Source organism: Staphylococcus canis (genome assembly GCF_016238445.1).
In the GTDB taxonomy this organism is placed as follows: Bacteria; Bacillota; Bacilli; order Staphylococcales; family Staphylococcaceae; genus Staphylococcus; species Staphylococcus canis.
In genome coordinates, this window is sequence record NZ_JABANU010000001.1 from 109,884 (window position 1) to 127,065 (window position 17,182).

The 17,182-nt window shown below is 35.2% G+C and carries 16 protein-coding genes and 1 tRNA gene; 14 read left to right on the top strand and 3 right to left on the bottom strand.

Going from position 1 to position 17,182, the window contains the following annotated elements:
* Positions 1 to 18 precede the first annotated feature (18 nt).
* Positions 19 to 90: transfer RNA gene (locus tag HHH54_RS00525), tRNA-Arg, on the top strand.
* A gap of 182 nt (positions 91 to 272) precedes the next feature.
* On the top strand, positions 273 to 473 hold the full coding sequence (locus HHH54_RS00530) for a cold-shock protein (protein WP_198616869.1): 201 nt from the start codon (positions 273 to 275) through the stop codon (positions 471 to 473).
* Between the two features lie 108 nt (positions 474 to 581).
* On the opposite strand, the gene HHH54_RS00535 is transcribed toward HHH54_RS00530, so the two are convergent.
* Positions 582 to 2,087, bottom strand: coding sequence for a M4 family metallopeptidase (locus HHH54_RS00535; RefSeq protein WP_198616870.1), 1,506 nt, complete (start codon positions 2,085 to 2,087; stop codon positions 582 to 584).
* Between the two features lie 287 nt (positions 2,088 to 2,374).
* Complete coding sequence (locus tag HHH54_RS00540) at positions 2,375 to 3,280, bottom strand: TIGR01777 family oxidoreductase (protein WP_198616871.1); 906 nt, start codon at positions 3,278 to 3,280, stop codon at positions 2,375 to 2,377.
* Between the two features lie 534 nt (positions 3,281 to 3,814).
* On the opposite strand from HHH54_RS00540, the gene HHH54_RS00545 reads away from it, so the two are divergent.
* The gene (locus tag HHH54_RS00545) at positions 3,815 to 4,537 is read left to right on the top strand and encodes a DUF4887 domain-containing protein (RefSeq protein WP_198616872.1); all 723 of its coding nucleotides are present in this window, start codon (positions 3,815 to 3,817) and stop codon (positions 4,535 to 4,537) included.
* 145 nt (positions 4,538 to 4,682) lie between these two features.
* Here HHH54_RS00545 and HHH54_RS00550 read toward each other — a convergent pair whose 3' ends face one another.
* The gene (locus tag HHH54_RS00550; protein WP_232796185.1) at positions 4,683 to 4,910 is read right to left on the bottom strand and encodes a hypothetical protein; all 228 of its coding nucleotides are present in this window, start codon (positions 4,908 to 4,910) and stop codon (positions 4,683 to 4,685) included.
* A 312-nt stretch (positions 4,911 to 5,222) separates the two neighbouring features.
* Here HHH54_RS00550 and HHH54_RS00555 point away from each other — a divergent pair, with 312 nt between their 5' ends.
* The 11 genes from HHH54_RS00555 (at position 5,223) to smpB (ending at position 17,123) form a co-directional block, all read left to right on the top strand.
* A complete protein-coding gene (locus tag HHH54_RS00555; RefSeq protein WP_198616873.1) occupies positions 5,223 to 6,239 on the top strand; it encodes a sugar-binding transcriptional regulator in 1,017 nt (338 codons plus the stop codon).
* Between the two features lie 65 nt (positions 6,240 to 6,304).
* Positions 6,305 to 7,312 carry a type I glyceraldehyde-3-phosphate dehydrogenase gene (gene gap, locus HHH54_RS00560; protein ID WP_198616874.1) on the top strand — a complete coding sequence of 336 codons (1,008 nt, stop codon included), beginning with the start codon at positions 6,305 to 6,307 and terminating at the stop codon, positions 7,310 to 7,312.
* Positions 7,313 to 7,434: 122 nt separating this feature from the next.
* A complete protein-coding gene (locus HHH54_RS00565) occupies positions 7,435 to 8,625 on the top strand; it encodes a phosphoglycerate kinase (RefSeq protein ID WP_198616875.1) in 1,191 nt (396 codons plus the stop codon).
* Positions 8,626 to 8,764: 139 nt separating this feature from the next.
* Positions 8,765 to 9,526: a triose-phosphate isomerase gene (gene tpiA / locus HHH54_RS00570; RefSeq protein ID WP_198616876.1), complete on the top strand. Its 762-nt coding sequence runs from the start codon at positions 8,765 to 8,767 to the stop codon at positions 9,524 to 9,526.
* 2 nt (positions 9,527 to 9,528) lie between these two features.
* Positions 9,529 to 11,046, top strand: a complete 1,518-nt coding sequence (gene gpmI, locus HHH54_RS00575; RefSeq protein ID WP_198616877.1) for a 2,3-bisphosphoglycerate-independent phosphoglycerate mutase — start codon at positions 9,529 to 9,531, stop codon at positions 11,044 to 11,046.
* Positions 11,047 to 11,160: 114 nt separating this feature from the next.
* Complete coding sequence (eno, locus tag HHH54_RS00580; protein WP_198616878.1) at positions 11,161 to 12,465, top strand: surface-displayed alpha-enolase; 1,305 nt, start codon at positions 11,161 to 11,163, stop codon at positions 12,463 to 12,465.
* Between the two features lie 184 nt (positions 12,466 to 12,649).
* Complete coding sequence (locus HHH54_RS00585) at positions 12,650 to 13,117, top strand: hypothetical protein (RefSeq protein ID WP_198616879.1); 468 nt, start codon at positions 12,650 to 12,652, stop codon at positions 13,115 to 13,117.
* 69 nt (positions 13,118 to 13,186) lie between these two features.
* Positions 13,187 to 13,420 carry a preprotein translocase subunit SecG gene (gene secG, locus HHH54_RS00590; protein ID WP_198616880.1) on the top strand — a complete coding sequence of 78 codons (234 nt, stop codon included), beginning with the start codon at positions 13,187 to 13,189 and terminating at the stop codon, positions 13,418 to 13,420.
* A 94-nt stretch (positions 13,421 to 13,514) separates the two neighbouring features.
* On the top strand, positions 13,515 to 14,255 hold the full coding sequence (locus HHH54_RS00595) for an alpha/beta hydrolase (protein ID WP_198616881.1): 741 nt from the start codon (positions 13,515 to 13,517) through the stop codon (positions 14,253 to 14,255).
* Positions 14,256 to 14,294: 39 nt separating this feature from the next.
* Complete coding sequence (gene rnr, locus HHH54_RS00600) at positions 14,295 to 16,640, top strand: ribonuclease R (RefSeq protein ID WP_198616882.1); 2,346 nt, start codon at positions 14,295 to 14,297, stop codon at positions 16,638 to 16,640.
* A gap of 15 nt (positions 16,641 to 16,655) precedes the next feature.
* The gene (gene smpB / locus HHH54_RS00605) at positions 16,656 to 17,123 is read left to right on the top strand and encodes an SsrA-binding protein SmpB (RefSeq protein ID WP_198616883.1); all 468 of its coding nucleotides are present in this window, start codon (positions 16,656 to 16,658) and stop codon (positions 17,121 to 17,123) included.
* The last annotated feature ends 59 nt before the right edge of the window (positions 17,124 to 17,182 follow it).

Genomic DNA, 17,182 nt, shown 5'->3' on the forward strand with positions numbered 1-17,182 from the left:
AACATTAGTTTTATATTACCCCTCGTAGTGTAATGGATAACACTTAAGATTCCGGTTCTTACAATAGAGGTTCGATTCCTCTCGAGGGGATTAATTAACCCTTTTAAAAATGTCTAAATAAAACTTTACAATATAAATGATTAAGCGTATAGTTATGCTTGTAGTATTTATGGTTGATGTATTGAATTGTAGTTTATTCTAAGAATAGCTCCTTTTAATCCAAGCATTTATTTACAATTATAACGTGCAGATATGCACATGGAGGTATTCTTATGTATAGTGGAACAGTAAAATGGTTTAACGCAGAAAAAGGTTTTGGATTCATCGAACGTGAAGATGGAGACGATGTATTCGTACACTTCTCAGCAATCGTTGGTGATGGGTACAAAACTTTAGAAGAAGGTCAAAAAGTGGACTTTGACATTGTTCAAGGTGACCGTGGTGACCAAGCATCTAATGTCGTTAAAATGTAAGGAATTTAACTGTAAAGTAGCATTTACTTTAAAATAGATTCTAGTATTTAATAAATAAGTGAAAAAAACTGGCTGAATGTATTAATCACTCGGCCAGTTTTTTATTTACTAAACCCCAACGGCATTCCATGAATTAGTAACTGTTTGTTTTGCTGAATTTCCATATAAATCGTATGCTGCTTGTTCTAAAGCGCGTTTAGCATCTGAAAATTGAGCATTTGAAGTGAGGTAATTTGTTAGAGCGCGATAATAAATTTGTTCAGCTTTTGCTTTTCCTAGTTTTTGTGTCGTCAAATAGGCAGCTTTATTTGGAATACCTGAATTAGTATGAACGCCGCCTGAATCTTGAGTAGTATTGAGATACTGATTCATATGTGCAGGTTGATTAAATAATGTTGGGTTTTCTAGGCTTCTCAGTGCTTTTTTAGATGCAGGATATTTGTAGATATCTTCTCCAATAAAAGTATCTTCAAAATCAATAAAATAGGCAAACACATCTGAAAAACTTTCATTTAGTGCGCCAGTTTGTCCAGTGTAAGCAAGTTGAGCAGTTTCTTGAGTAATGCCATGTGTTAGTTCGTGAGCAATAATATCTTTAGCACCTGCAAAACTGAGATACGTACGATTGTCTCCATCTCCATAAATCATTTTATCCCCAATCCATGCTGCATTATTCGTTGTATTCACACCGTTAAATTGGTTGACGTTAGTGATTGACGTTATTGGACTACCTAAATTATCGTAAGAATTGCGGTTGAAGGTATTTTTGAAATAATCATAGATCTGTCCTGTATAGTAATTCGCATCAACACCAGCGCGTTGAGTGACGTTATCAAATCGTGTATCGCTATCTTTAATTAAGGAAGCAATACCTGTTGAAGCATCATAACGATAGGCAGATAGTGTTGTAGGACGTGAGACATCTTCTAAACGGTACCCATCAGAACTTTGATTAATACGAATAGGTTTTTCATCATTATGTACACCTACACCAGTTCCGGCTTGATCTGCATATTCAATTAAATTTTGTTTTTCAATAATTGTTCCAGTTTCAGCATCAACTTGAATGTTCCAGTGGCTCGGATTAGGTTTGAGTGTAATTAATGTAATGTCATACGCATATTTATTTTGTTTTGCATTAATAATAAGATGATTAGATTGAACCACCTTGTCTGATCCGTTAGAAGCTTGATTAGGATTAAGTTGAATGTTTTGAAATGCACTACTAAGTGCTTGTGATTGTGTCAATTTGACAAGGTTATTCGGTTGAATTGGAGAAATTTTTAAGTCTCCATTCATTAATATGATGTGACCTTCTGGATTAACATGTACTTTGATTTCGTAATCTGTTGCGAGATGTTTTTGATGTTTAGGGTGAAGGGTGTAGTGAGTATAATTAAGTGCATCTGTTTCACTTTTGACAATACTAAACTGAATAGGCTGTTTTAAATGATTACGAGACTGAATCGTATGTTGAACCATGGACACTACATCTTTATTAGTATGAACTGGTGTATCTTCAACTGGTCGAATAGTGGCAGCTGACGCACTATGCTGACTCATTAATGTAAGTACTCCGGTTAAAACCGTACTGGCTATTAATTTTTTATACATTGAAACCCCCCCTAAATAAGAATAAACTTAATATATCATAAAACTTGGAATAATATACTGTCGTTAATGAAAGAAAATAATTGTTCGTTATAATATAGAAGTCGAAAATATTTTAAATGAATTAAAAATGAGATGAAAAAAGGAGTTAGGATTTAAATTCATAATTAGGGATAGAGGTGAAGGGACTCTCAGATTGAACAAAAAGATAATTCACAAATGATATATTGAAAGAACTGCTCAAAGAAAGTGACTAATGAGCAGTTCTCATGAACAACTTAGAATGATATTTAAGATTGATAAATCTGTTGAAGTGCGCTTTTTAAAGTCGGATGTTTAAAACGGAAACCTTCTTGTGTAAGTCGTTCAGGCAACACATATTGAGTGTCAAATACGAGTTTAGACATTTCACCCAATGCGAGGCGCATAATAAAACCAGGAACACGTGTATAGTGAGGTCGGTTTATTGTTTGACCTAATATACGACCAAAGTTATTTTGTTTTTCAGGCGTAGGGGCTGTCAAATTATATGGCCCTCTTGCAATTGGTAAATCAATCAGAAATAAAATAGCACGTACTAAATCATCAATATGAATCCAAGAATAAGGTTGTTTACCATTACCGATAATGCCACCCACCATTAATTTATAAGGCATAGCTATCATTGGTAACGCACCGCCTTCTTTCGATAATATTAACCCAAAGCGACCGTATATCACACGTGTACCTAAAGATTCGAAATACTGAGCTTGTCTTTCCCATTGATACACAATTTCCGATAAAATGTCATGAGGTGAAGTTTTGAACTGTTCTGTATAAACTGCGGTTTCTGAAGGCGGGTAATATCCCATAGCGCTCGCATTGAATAATACTGAAGGTTTATGTGCTCGATGTTTAAATAATTCATATAATGCGTGTGTTGCTTGTATACGGCTTGTCATCATCAACTGTTTATGTTCTGTCGTCCAACGTTTATTTAAAGTAGCGCCTGCTAAATTGATAACAACATCGATAGATTCAGGTACACTATCTTTCCAATTTTCTTCATTCCAATTAATGTAAGAAACTTGTGGATGTTCTGATGTATGAGAATGACGAGATAAGATATAAATTTGATGTGAATTGTTTTCGATTAAACGATTAATAATATGTCGACCTACTAATCTTGTACCACCACTGATTAAATAGTTTGTCATCTCTATCTTCCTTTCATAAGTTCATGTTTTTGACATAAAAAAGTCACGAATTAGTCAATATAAATTAGATTAAGTATGTTTATTTTTTCACAAAGTGCGTTATACTATAAGTACCTTCGAAATAGATAAAACATCTCTTAATTAAAAAAGTATACCCCATAATACACAACGAAGGTTATTTTGACTCCCTTTAGTAGAGGTCTGAATGATGCAGCATTCAGACCTTATTTTTATCTTTATTAATATTTACGATTATTACCCATAAAGCGACGTAATAATTTGCCAATCCCTCTATAAACTAAAAAACGAACAATCATATTAATGATACGTTTCATACTAATCTCTCCTTTTTATATTTCATTAATACTATACTTCCTCCATATTCAAAACTTAAACACGTTTATTTTAAGTTATAGAGGTTGAAATAAAATAAAAAGGGTAGTTGTAGTATGGACAAAACAAATTATGACACTTTCACCTACAAGTGTTGTTATAATGTAACAATATTATTGTGATAAAAAGTGAGGGAAAGTTATGACAACGCCCAGAAGGAACCATCAAAACTCAAATTATAATGAGTATAAGGATTCAAAGAAAAAGAAACGGGTAACCGGTTGTTTGAGTATTATTGTATTACTGATTTTGTTAGGAAGTTTGGTATTCGCTATTTTTTCTTTTGTTGATCAATCACATAAGAGTGAAGAAAGACTAAGAGATAAATCAATTGAAGAGCAAAAAGAAAAACGTCAAAAAGCAGCGCAAAAAGAAAAAGAGAAAAAAGCGCGTGAAGCAAAAGCTCGAAAACAAAGTATCGAAGAAGCACAACGTTCACAAGAAGCATCAATTCAAGCAGAAGAAGCTAATCGACTACAACAGCAGCGTGAAGCAAGTTTACAGCAACGTAATACACAACAGTCTGTACCTAGTATCGAGCCGTCTACAGAACCGAAAGAAAAAACTGTAGAGAAACCTTCAACAGAACAACCAAGTACAGAGGAGTCGACACAGTCAAAACGTGATACGAACGAAGCTAAAGAAAAAAATAATGATGGCCAAAATGAACCTTCAACAGTAGAACCATCTACACAGTCAACGCCTTCAACACAACCATCTACTGAACAGAAACAAGTGCCACAATCGACTCAAGAAGCACCTACACAACAATCAACGCCATCAGCTCAACCTGAAGTTCGTAGTAATCCTTCAAATACGACACAACCAGCACGTCAATCTGGACAATCTAATAGTACTCAATAGTTATATGATAAGGAGCTAGGAAGAGTTTTAGAAATCTTCTTAGCTCCTTATGTATCCTAATAAATGCATAGTTGTGTAAAGGAATTGATAATAAAATACCATGATGATATACCTTTTTACCTTTGAAATAAGAATGTCTAATTAATTACCATAACAGCAAGTTGAGTAACACTGTTAAAATAATTGAAAGAATGATAGATATTAAACAACCGGGAAAACAACCTATCGGTGTACAACCTACTGACCTATAATAAAATTGACCTGGACCACCAAACCTACCTCTTTGTTGATCATAAGGATCACGATTAAAATCTTCTGGTCTACGATAACGTGGATCATCTGGATCGATTACTTCTTGTCTATCATCACGCATAGTATCACCTCGCATTATAAGTGTTAAATTTAATGTATAAGAGTTTAAGAACATATTCAAATATTTTAATAATCATGTTTAACTAAAGGTATATGGTGTATAAATGTAATAGACAAGGGCTTTAATGACTAGTTGGACTTTTTATGTCCAACGAATATATGAAGTGGGATGTTTTTTGACTTGCAATTTAAAAGAAGTGGTAGTATGATATATGTGTAAACAAGTTATATTTTTTTAAAGTCCAAGGGACTTAAAATGTCACACCTTGGCTTAAAGATGACCATCTTGTTCACTATTAAGGAGGCCTGCAACTTGAAACAAATGATTCAAGTACAACAAAAATTGGTGCCTGACTTGATAGACAAAATGTATCGTCGTTACTCTGTTCTAATGACAATTCAAAAACTTCAACCTGTAGGAAGACGGACATTAAGTGAGGCTTTGAAGTTAACAGAACGTGTATTACGTTCTGAGACAGATTTGTTAAAAATGCAAGGCCTTATATTGGTTAAATCAACAGGTATGACTTTAACATCAGAAGGAATAGGTGTTGTTTCAAATCTGAGTGAATATTTTAATCAATATTCCGATTATCATCATTTAGCACGATTGATTAAACAGCAATATGACATCAAAGAAGTACATGTTATCCCGGGAGATAGTGATGTAGATGAAAATGTTAAAGCTGAAATTGGACGTGTAGCGGGTCAATCACTAGAGAAACAATTATATGAGAATGCAATTGTTTCTGTTACTGGCGGCTCAACAATGGTATCAGTTAGTGAAGCAATGACACCCCTACCATTCGATGTATTGTTTGTCCCTGCTCGTGGTGGACTAGGCGAAAATGTCATCTACCAAGCGAACACGATATGTTCATCGATGGCTAAACATACAAACGGAAGTTATACAACGTTGTATGTGCCAGAACAGGTGAGTGAAAAAACATATCATAGTTTGTTACGTGAGCCTTCAGTGGTTCAAACTTTAAATCGAATGAAAGAATCCCAATTTATTATTCATGGTATTGGTGATGCGCTGAAAATGGCTAAACGAAGACAGTCTTCAAAAGAAGTAGTTGAAAAACTTCAACATCATCATGCAACAGGAGAAGCATTTGGATATTACTTTGATCAAGAAGGTAACATTGTTCACAAAGTTAAAACGATTGGAATTCAACTCGAAGAAATTCAATCTAAGCAACACATTTTTGCTGTAGCAGGTGGTACATCTAAAGGGCATGCAATTCAAGCATATCTTAAGATTGCACCAAAACACACAATCTTGATAACAGATGAAGCAGCGGCAAAAATAATCACTCAGAAATAAAAATATAATTATTTATATAAAAAGTGACTTCACTTTTTAAATATCATTTAAAGGAGGCCATTAACATGGCAGTAAAAGTAGCAATTAACGGTTTTGGAAGAATAGGACGCTTAGCATTTAGAAGAATTCAAGAATCTGAAAATATCGAGGTAGTTGCTGTAAACGACTTAACTGATGACGATATGCTTGCACATCTTCTAAAATATGATACTATGCAAGGTCGTTTTACTGAAGAAGTAGAGGTAATTGATGGTGGTTTCCGCGTAAATGGTAAAGAAGTGAAATCATTCTCAGAACCTGATCCTAAAAAATTACCATGGAAAGATTTAAATGTAGACGTAGTATTAGAATGTACAGGTTTATTCACTGAAAAAGAAAAAGCTGAAGCACACATTGAAGCAGGTGCTAAAAAAGTATTAATCTCTGCACCAGCTAAAGGTGACCTTAAAACAATCGTATACAACGTTAACCACGAAACATTAGACGGTTCTGAAACAGTTGTATCAGGTGCTTCATGTACTACAAACTCTTTAGCACCAGTAGCTAAAACATTACACGACAACTTTGGTATTGTTGAAGGTTTAATGACAACAATTCACGCATACACAGGTGACCAAGGTACACAAGACTCACCACACCGTAAAGGTGACAAACGTCGTGCACGTGCAGCTGCAGAAAACATCGTTCCAAACTCAACAGGTGCAGCGAAAGCAATCGGACTTGTTATTCCTGAAATCGATGGAAAATTAGACGGTGGTGCACAACGTGTTCCAGTAGCAACAGGTTCTATTACAGAATTAACAGTAGTATTAGACAAAGAAGTTACAATCGACGAAGTTAACCAAGTTATGAGAGACGCAACTAACGAATCATTTGGTTATACAGAAGATGAAATTGTATCATCAGACGTTATCGGTATGACTTACGGTGCATTATTCGATGCAACACAAACTCGTGTAATGACTGTTGGCGACCGTCAATTAGTTAAAGTAGCATCTTGGTACGATAACGAAATGTCTTACACTGCACAATTAGTGCGTACTTTAGAATATTTAGCAAGCCACGCTAAGTAATATCATTTATAATAAGTTATGTAAGTACTTTGTATGTGCTTCTAACGAACACGTAGCTTGTAGGCGGAGGGGCACAATCGCCTCTCCGCTTTTTTAACATTATGATATTAGGAGGCTTTATTATGGCTAAAAAAGATGTAAAAGATGTTGAATTAAAAGGGAAAGTAGTACTTGTACGTGCAGATTTTAACGTACCTATGAAAGACGGAGAAATCACAAACGATAATCGCATTATTCAAGCATTACCAACTTTAAAGTATATTCTCGAGCAAGGTGGTAAAGTCGTTGTATTTTCACATTTAGGTAAAGTGAAAGAAGAAAGCGATAAAGAGAAATTAACTTTAGCGCCAGTAGCTCAACGATTATCAGAAAAGTTAGAACAAGATGTTACATTTATCCCCGAAACTCGTGGTGAAAAATTAGAAAATGCAATTAAAGAACTTAACGAAGGCGACATCTTAATGTTTGAAAACACACGTTTTGAAGATTTAGATGGTAAAAAAGAATCTAAAAACGATAAAGAATTAGGTAAATACTGGGCATCTTTAGGTGATATCTTCGTAAATGATGCATTTGGTACAGCACACCGTGAGCATGCATCAAACGTAGGAATTTCAACACACCTTGAAACAGTAGCTGGTTTCTTAATGGAAAAAGAAATTAAATTTATTGGTGGTGTTGTAGAAAACCCAACTAAGCCAGTTGTTGCTATTCTTGGTGGTGCAAAAGTATCAGATAAAATCGGCGTTATTGAAAATTTACTTAAGATTGCAGATAAAGTGTTAATTGGCGGTGGAATGGCTTACACATTCTTAAAAGCTCAAGGTAAAGAAATCGGTTTATCGTTACTTGAAGCAGATAAAATTGATTTTGCGAAAGATTTACTTGATCGAGCAGGAGATCAAATTGTTCTTCCAGTTGATGGTAAAGTAGCTAAAGAATTTTCAAACGATGCTGATATTACAACAGTTTCTATGGATGAAATTCCAGAAGATCAAGAAGCGATGGATATTGGGCCTGAGACAGTAGCATTATTCAAAAAACATCTTGAAGGTGCAAATACAGTAGTATGGAATGGACCTATGGGTGTATTTGAATTCAGTAATTTTGCTCAAGGTACAATTGGTGTATGTGAAGCAATTGCAGAACTTAAAGATGCGACGACAATTATTGGTGGTGGCGATTCTGCAGCAGCAGCAATGCAACTTGGCTTTGAAGATGATTTTACACATATCTCAACTGGTGGCGGTGCGTCACTTGAATACTTAGAAGGTAAAGAATTGCCTGGTATTAAAGCCATTGCAAACAAATAAGAATAATTGGTAAAGCTAGGACATTGTAAGCAATTGTATCTACAAATCGACTTATAAGCTAAGACATTTACATTCATACAGTGTCCTATCTATAACCTAAATGTAAACTGAGCGCAATTTTATGAAGGAGTGTTTTGAATTGAGAAAACCTATTATTGCAGGTAACTGGAAAATGAATAAAACAGTAAAAGAGGCTAAAGCGTTTGTTCAGTCTTTACCAGCATTACCAGATACAGAAGAAGTAGAGTCTGTCATTTGTGCGCCAACGATTCAATTGGATGCTTTAATTTCTTTAACTAAAGAAAATGTAGCTCCAGGGTTAAAAATCGGTGCTCAAAATACGTATTTTGAAGATAGTGGTGCCTTCACAGGTGAAACATCACCAGTTGCTTTAGAAGATCTTGGTGTTCAATATGTTGTCATTGGTCATTCAGAGCGTCGTGAATTATTCCATGAAACTGATGAAGAGATTAATAAAAAAGCGCATGCGGTGTTTAATCACAACATGACACCAATTATTTGTGTAGGTGAAACTGACGAAGAGCGTGAAAATGGTAAAGCTAATGAAGTTGTAGAAGCACAAGTTCAAAAAGCGCTTAAAGACTTATCAGACGATCAAGTTAAACGTGTAGTCATTGCTTATGAACCGATTTGGGCAATTGGTACCGGCAAATCTTCAACAGCTAAAGACGCTAATGAAATGTGCCAAGCTGTTCGTGAAACTATTGCGAAGTTAACAAACGAAGATGTTGCAAAAGCAGTTCGTATTCAATATGGTGGTAGCGTTAAACCAAATAATATTAAAGAATATATGGCGGAAGAACATATTGATGGTGCTTTAGTCGGTGGTGCATCACTTAAAGTAGAAGATTATGTTCAATTGTTAGAAGGTGCAAAATAATTATGGCAAAAAAACCAACAGCACTGATAATTTTAGACGGTTTTGCAAATCGTGAAGAAACACATGGTAATGCTGTTAAATTAGCGAACAAGCCAAACTTTGATCGATATTATGAAAAGTATCCAACAACGCAAATCGAAGCAAGTGGTTTGGCTGTAGGGCTTCCTGAAGGTCAAATGGGTAATTCAGAAGTAGGTCACATGAATATTGGTGCAGGTAGAATTGTTTATCAAAGTTTAACACGTATTAATAAATCAATTGAAGACGATGATTTTTTTGAAAACACGGTTTTAAATGAATCAATTGATCATGCTTTGAAACATAATTCTGCGTTACATGTATTTGGTTTGCTTTCTGATGGCGGTGTACACAGTCATTATAAGCATTTGTTTGCTATTTTAAAGTTAGCAAAACAAAAAGGTTTAGAAAAAGTATACGTACATGCATTTTTAGATGGACGTGACGTCGATCAAAAATCTGCACTCACATACATTGACGAAACGGAAGCGCAATTCAAATCAATTGGTGTAGGTCAATTTGCTTCAGTTTCTGGACGTTATTACGCAATGGATCGTGACAAACGTTGGGAACGTGAACATCAAGCATATGATGCAATTCGTAACTTTAGTGATGTACACTATCCATCTGCAAGAAAAGGTGTCGAAGCGAATTATGAGGCTGGATTAACAGATGAATTTGTGAAACCTTTTATTGTTGAAAATCAAAATAATGGCGTAAATGATGGAGATTCAGTGATTTTCTATAATTTCCGTCCGGACCGAGCAGCTCAACTGTCTGAAATATTTACAAATAAAGCATTCGATGGTTTTGAAGTCGAACAAGTCCAAGATTTATTCTACGCTACTTTTACGAAATATAACGATCAAGTAGATGCACACGTGGTCTTTGAAAAAGTAGATTTAACGAATACGATTGGTGAGGTTGCTCAAGACAATCATTTAACACAATTAAGAATTGCTGAAACTGAAAAGTATCCTCATGTCACATATTTTATGAGCGGGGGACGTAACGAGCTATTCGAAGGCGAACGTCGTCGTTTAATTGACTCACCTAAAGTAGCTACGTATGACCTGAAACCAGAAATGAGTGCTTATGAAGTGCGTGATGCTTTATTAGAGGAGCTAGACAAAGGTGATTTAGATTTAATTATTTTAAACTTTGCGAACCCGGATATGGTAGGGCATAGTGGTATGCTTGAACCAACAATTAAAGCAATTGAGGCTGTTGATGAGTGTCTTGGCGCAGTCGTGGATAAAATTCTTGATATGGATGGCCACGCGATTATTACAGCTGATCACGGTAACTCAGATGAAGTATTAACAGCTGATGATCAACCGATGACAACGCATACGACTAATCCTGTACCTGTAATTGTGACAAAACCAGATGTTGCTTTAAAAGAAACAGGTAAACTGGGTGATTTAGCGCCAACATTAATTGATTTACTTGGCGTCAAACAACCAGAAGAAATGACAGGCGAATCGTTAATTAAGCATTAAAATACTTTTAGATATTTTAAAAACTAGTTATAATAAACATTGAAGTATGTTTAATATAAGAAATTCACTCAAATGAAGTAGAGAACTATCTTATTAAAAAGGAGATTTTAAATTATGCCAATTATTACTGATGTATATGCTCGCGAAGTATTAGACTCACGTGGAAACCCAACTGTAGAGGTTGAAGTATTAACAGAAAGTGGCGCTTTCGGTCGCGCTTTAGTACCATCAGGTGCTTCAACTGGTGAACATGAAGCAGTTGAATTACGTGATGGAGATAAATCACGTTATTTAGGTAAAGGTGTAGAAAAAGCTGTTGAAAATGTTAATGAAGTGATCGCACCTGAATTAATCGAAGGAGAATTTTCAGTTTTAGAACAAGTCTCAATTGATAAAATGATGATTCAATTAGATGGTACTAAAAACAAAGGCAAACTTGGTGCAAATGCTATTTTAGGTGTTTCTATTGCAGTAGCGCGTGCAGCGGCTGATTTATTAGACCAACCTCTTTATAAATATTTAGGTGGATTCAACGCAACAGTATTACCAACACCAATGATGAATATTGTAAACGGTGGTTCACACTCAGATGCACCAATCGCATTCCAAGAATTTATGATTTTACCAGTTGGTGCAGAAACATTTAAAGAAGCGTTACGTTGGGGTGCTGAAGTATTCCATGCGTTGGCTAAAATCTTAAAATCTCGTGGATTAGTCACAGCTGTTGGTGACGAAGGTGGTTTCGCACCTAAATTTGAAGGCACTGAAGACGGTGTTGAAACAATCATCGAAGCAATTAAAGCAGCAGGACTAGAACCTGGTAAAGATGTATTCCTTGGTTTTGACTGTGCAGCTTCAGAATTCTACGAAAATGGTGTATACGACTACACTAAATTCGAAGGTGAAAAAGGAGCAAAACGTTCAGCTGAAGAGCAAGTTGATTACTTAGAACAACTTGTTGATAAATATCCAATCATCACAATTGAAGATGGTATGGATGAAAACGACTGGGATGGTTGGAGATTATTAACTGACCGTATCGGTGATCGTGTACAATTAGTTGGTGACGATTTATTCGTTACAAATACTGAAATTTTATCAAGAGGTATCAAAGAAAACATTGGTAACTCTATCTTAATTAAAGTGAACCAAATCGGTACATTAACTGAAACATTTGAAGCGATTGAAATGGCTCAAAAAGCTGGTTACACAGCTGTTGTATCTCACCGTTCAGGTGAAACTGAAGATACTACAATTGCTGATATTGCAGTGGCAACAAATGCAGGTCAAATTAAAACAGGTTCATTATCACGTACTGACCGTATTGCAAAATATAATCAATTATTACGTATCGAAGATGAACTTTATGAAACTGCAAAATATGAAGGTTTAAAATCATTCTATAATTTAGAAAAATAATTAATAAGACTTCACCTTAACAATTCATAATGAAATATATCGAGGTATAAGATGTGGAAGCGACTTTACGAGTATGTATATATGACTAGGGCATATCTTCTCATCTTAACCTCGATTTTTTTACATTTAATCAGCAATATAAAACTGTTATAATGATGAAGAACAATTAAAAAGGAGAAGAAACATGTCTAATCAAATGACAGCTGAAACTCGAGCGGAAAAAACGGGTAAACTTTTAGGAATTATGACATTTCTATTTGCTGTAGCATTGGTGATACATCAAGTCATTATCATAGATGGTGATGTCGTAAGTTACATGTTAAAGCATTCAGGTAACAATGTGACAGAAAATGCCATTAAAACTATAAGTAATAGTATTCGGTATACAGGTATTCTTTACATATTAGCATATGCTTCTGGTGTTGTTGCAATGAAGGTACAACATCCTTATTTATGGTGGTTTTTAATTGCAGTTTTCATCTCACAACTCTTTAATGCTTTATTATATCCACCAATACTATATGCGGCAATCTTCAATGTTAAAGGCTTCCTTGCGCTAATTCCGTATTTCTTTGTGGTAATTGGATCATTAGTCATGATTATATTTATGATTACAGTGAGCATTAAGCGTAAATCAACGTTTAATCGTTAAGGTTTTATTGTGAAACCTAGTAGATTGTGGTAAAATAATGTCCGTATATGATGAATGGAGGACAATCTGATGCATACATTTTTTGTTGTATTACTAATTATTGACTGTATCGCACTCATCACAGTTGTTTTACTACAAGAAGGTAAAAGTAATGGCTTATCAGGTGCTATTAGTGGTGGCGCTGAGCAGTTATTTGGTAAACAAAAACAACGTGGTGTAGATTTATTTTTGCATAGATTGACAATTATACTATCGATAATTTTCTTTGTATTAATGTTAGGTATTAGTTATTTTAACATGTAAAGTCCGACGATGTTAGAGTCGGACTTTTTTGTTTGTGAGCTATTACAGAAATCGGTAAAATGAAACTATATGCATTTGAAAGGACGTAAAAGTTATGAAAATTCAATTACCAAAACCATTCTTTTTTGAAGAAGGACGTCGTGCGGTTCTGTTATTGCACGGTTTTACTGGGAATAGTTCAGATGTTAGACAACTTGGACGCTATCTTCAAAAAAAGGGATATACTTCATATGCACCACATTATGAAGGGCACGGGGAACCACCTGAAAATATACTCAAATCAAGCCCTCATGTATGGTATAAAGACGCACTAGATGGCTATGAATATCTGGTTGAAAAAGGATACGATGAAATTGCGGTTGCTGGGTTATCTTTAGGTGGCGTGTTTACCCTTAAGTTAAGCTTAAATCGCAGTGTGAAGGGTATTGTTACTATGTGCACGCCGATGTACATTAAAACGGAAGGTTCAATGTATGAAGGCGTATTAGAATATGCACGCAACTTCAAAAAATATGAAGGTAAAGATGAAGCTACGATTGAAAAGGAAATGGAACAATTTCATCCGACTGAAACATTAAAAGAATTACAACAAACCATTCAAGATGTTCGTAATACAGTAGATGAGGTTGTGGACCCACTTCTTGTGATTCAAGCTGAAAAAGATGAAATGATTAATCCTGACTCTGCCAATATTATTTATAACGAGGTCATGTCAGATGATAAACATATCTCATGGTACGCTGAATCAGGTCATGTTATTACAATCGATAAAGAAAAAGAAAAAGTTTTCGAAGAGATCTATCAATTTTTAGAAACATTAGATTGGTCGAACTAACCATACCTTATTGAAAAATATACAGAAAGGAGGAGTATGATGAACTTAAAAGACGATGTTAAAGCTATTATTCAACGTCCAGATTATGAACCAATGTCTGTGTCAGACTTTCAAGATGAACTTGGACTAGCAAGTGCTGATTCATTCCGAGATTTAATTAAAGTACTTGTCGAATTAGAACAATCAGGTGTTGTAGAACGAACAAAACAAGATCGCTACCAGAAAAAAACAATGCGAGATGGTTTAGTCAAAGGTAAATTAAGTCAAAACAAAAAAGGATTCGCATTTTTAAGACCCGATAACCCTGATATGGAGGATATCTTCATACCTCCTACTAAAATTAATCGTGCCATGGATGGCGATACAGTAATCGTTGAAGTTAAAAAGTCTCGCGGTGATCATCGTAGCGGTAAAATTGAAGGAGAAGTTAAATCTATTGAAAGTCACTCCGTAAAGCAAGTTGTTGGTACTTTCTCTGAAGCACGTCATTTTGGCTTTGTGATACCTGATGATAAACGTATTATGCAAGATATCTTTATTCCAAAAGGTCAAGATTTAGGGGCTGTGGAAGGTCATAAAGTACTTGTTCAAATCTCAAAGTATTCGGATGGTACGAATAATCCTGAAGGGCATATCTCAGCAATTTTAGGTCATAAGAATGATCCAGGTGTAGATATATTATCTATTATTTATCAACACGGCATCGAAATTGAATTTCCAGATGCAGTATTAAAAGAAGCAGAAGCAGTACCCGAAACAATTGAAGAAAGTGAAATTGAAGGACGACGTGATTTAAGAGACGAATTGACAATTACAATTGACGGGGCCGATGCGAAAGACTTAGATGATGCCATTGGTCTTAAGAAGCTACCAAATGGAAATACAGAGTTAACTGTAAGTATAGCTGATGTCAGCTACTACGTTAAAGAAGGCTCAGCCCTTGACCAAGAAGCTTATGATCGGGCAACAAGTGTGTATTTAGTAGATCGTGTTATTCCTATGATTCCACATCGATTAAGTAATGGTATTTGTTCGCTGAATCCTGACGTAGATCGTCTCACGTTAAGTTGTCGTATGGAATTTGATGCACAAGCTAAAGTCGTTAATTATGAGATTTTTGATAGTGTTATTCATTCTAATGCACGTATGACATATAAAGCTGTGAATCAAATTATTACAGAGCAAGATCCAGAAACACGAAGTAAGTATAGAGATATTGTACCGATGCTAGATTTAGCAAAAGACTTGTCACAACGCTTAATCAAAATGCGTAAACGACGCGGTGAAATTGATTTTGATATTAAAGAAGCGAAAGTACTAGTAAATCACGAAGGTCTTCCATTAGAAGTCGTTACACGTGATCGTGGTGAAGGAGGGCGTTTAATCGAATCATTTATGTTAGCAGCTAATGAAACGATTGCAGAGCATTTCTATAAAATGGATGTGCCATTTATTTATCGTGTTCATGAGCAACCAAAATCGGAACGTTTAGCTCAATTTTTCGACTTTATTACGAATTTCGGTATTATGGTCAAAGGTACGGGTGAAGATATTCATCCAAGAACACTGCAAAATATTAGTGAAGAAATCGCTGGGAGACCAGAAGATATGGTCATTTCAACAATGATGTTAAGATCGATGCAACAAGCTCATTATGACAAAGACAATCTTGGTCATTTTGGTTTAGCAGCAGATTATTATACGCATTTCACATCACCAATTCGTCGTTACCCAGATTTAATCGTACATCGTTTGATACGCAAATATCTTATTGAGCGTTCAATGGATGGTAAAGCACGAAAAGAGTGGGAAGAAAAGTTACCTGAAATGGCAGAACATACTTCTAATCGTGAGCGTCGAGCTATAGATGCTGAAAGAGATACTGATGAGTTGAAAAAAGCAGAATATATGATTCAACATATTGGAGATGAATTCGAAGGTGTCATCAGTTCAGTAGCGAATTTCGGCATGTTTGTTGAATTGCCAAACACGATAGAAGGGCTTGTAAGTATGCAAAATATGTCTGATGACTATTATCGATTTGATGAACGACATATGGCTTTAATTGGAGAAAGAAAAGCACAAGTGTATCGTATTGGTGACACGATTAAAGTAAAAGTGATTCATGTTGATGTTGATGAACGTCAAATTGATTTCCAAATTGTAGGTATGCCTATCGATTTAAATGCAAACCGTGAGCGTAAAACGAAAGGTACAACGATTCAAGCTAAAACAAAAGGTAAGCAGTTTAACAATAAGAAAAAGAAACGCAAGCAACGTAAAGGAAAAAATGCACGGAAACGTGAAAAAGCAGGAAATACAAATCATAAACCTTTTTATAAAAGTAAAAAAGTAAAGAAAAAGGCACGTAAAAAGAAAAAGTAATTGAGGTGATACACAATGCCAAAAACTAAGACAGGAAAAGGCACCTTGGCAGTCAATCGTAAAGCACGACATGATTATAATATTGAAAGTACGATTGAAGCGGGCATTGCGTTACAAGGAACTGAAATCAAATCAATCCGTCGTGGCAGTGCGAATTTAAAAGATAGTTATGCTCAAGTGAAACGAGGCGAAATATTTCTTCATAATATGCATATTGCACCTTATGAAGAAGGGAATCGTTTTAATCACGATCCGAGACGTGCCCGAAAGTTATTGTTGCATAAGCGTGAGATTTTAAAGTTAGGCGAACAAACACGTGAAATAGGTTATTCGATTATTCCACTAAAGCTGTATCTAAAACACGGTAATTGTAAAGTATTACTCGGTGTTGCTCGTGGTAAGAAAAAATATGATAAACGTCAAGCGCTAAAAGAAAAAGCAGTAAAACGAGATATGGACCGTGCGATGAAACAAAAATATTAACGTATTGCTAAAAATGTAAAGGTTTGTTATTATTAAATGTGCTTTCACTTTATTATGAA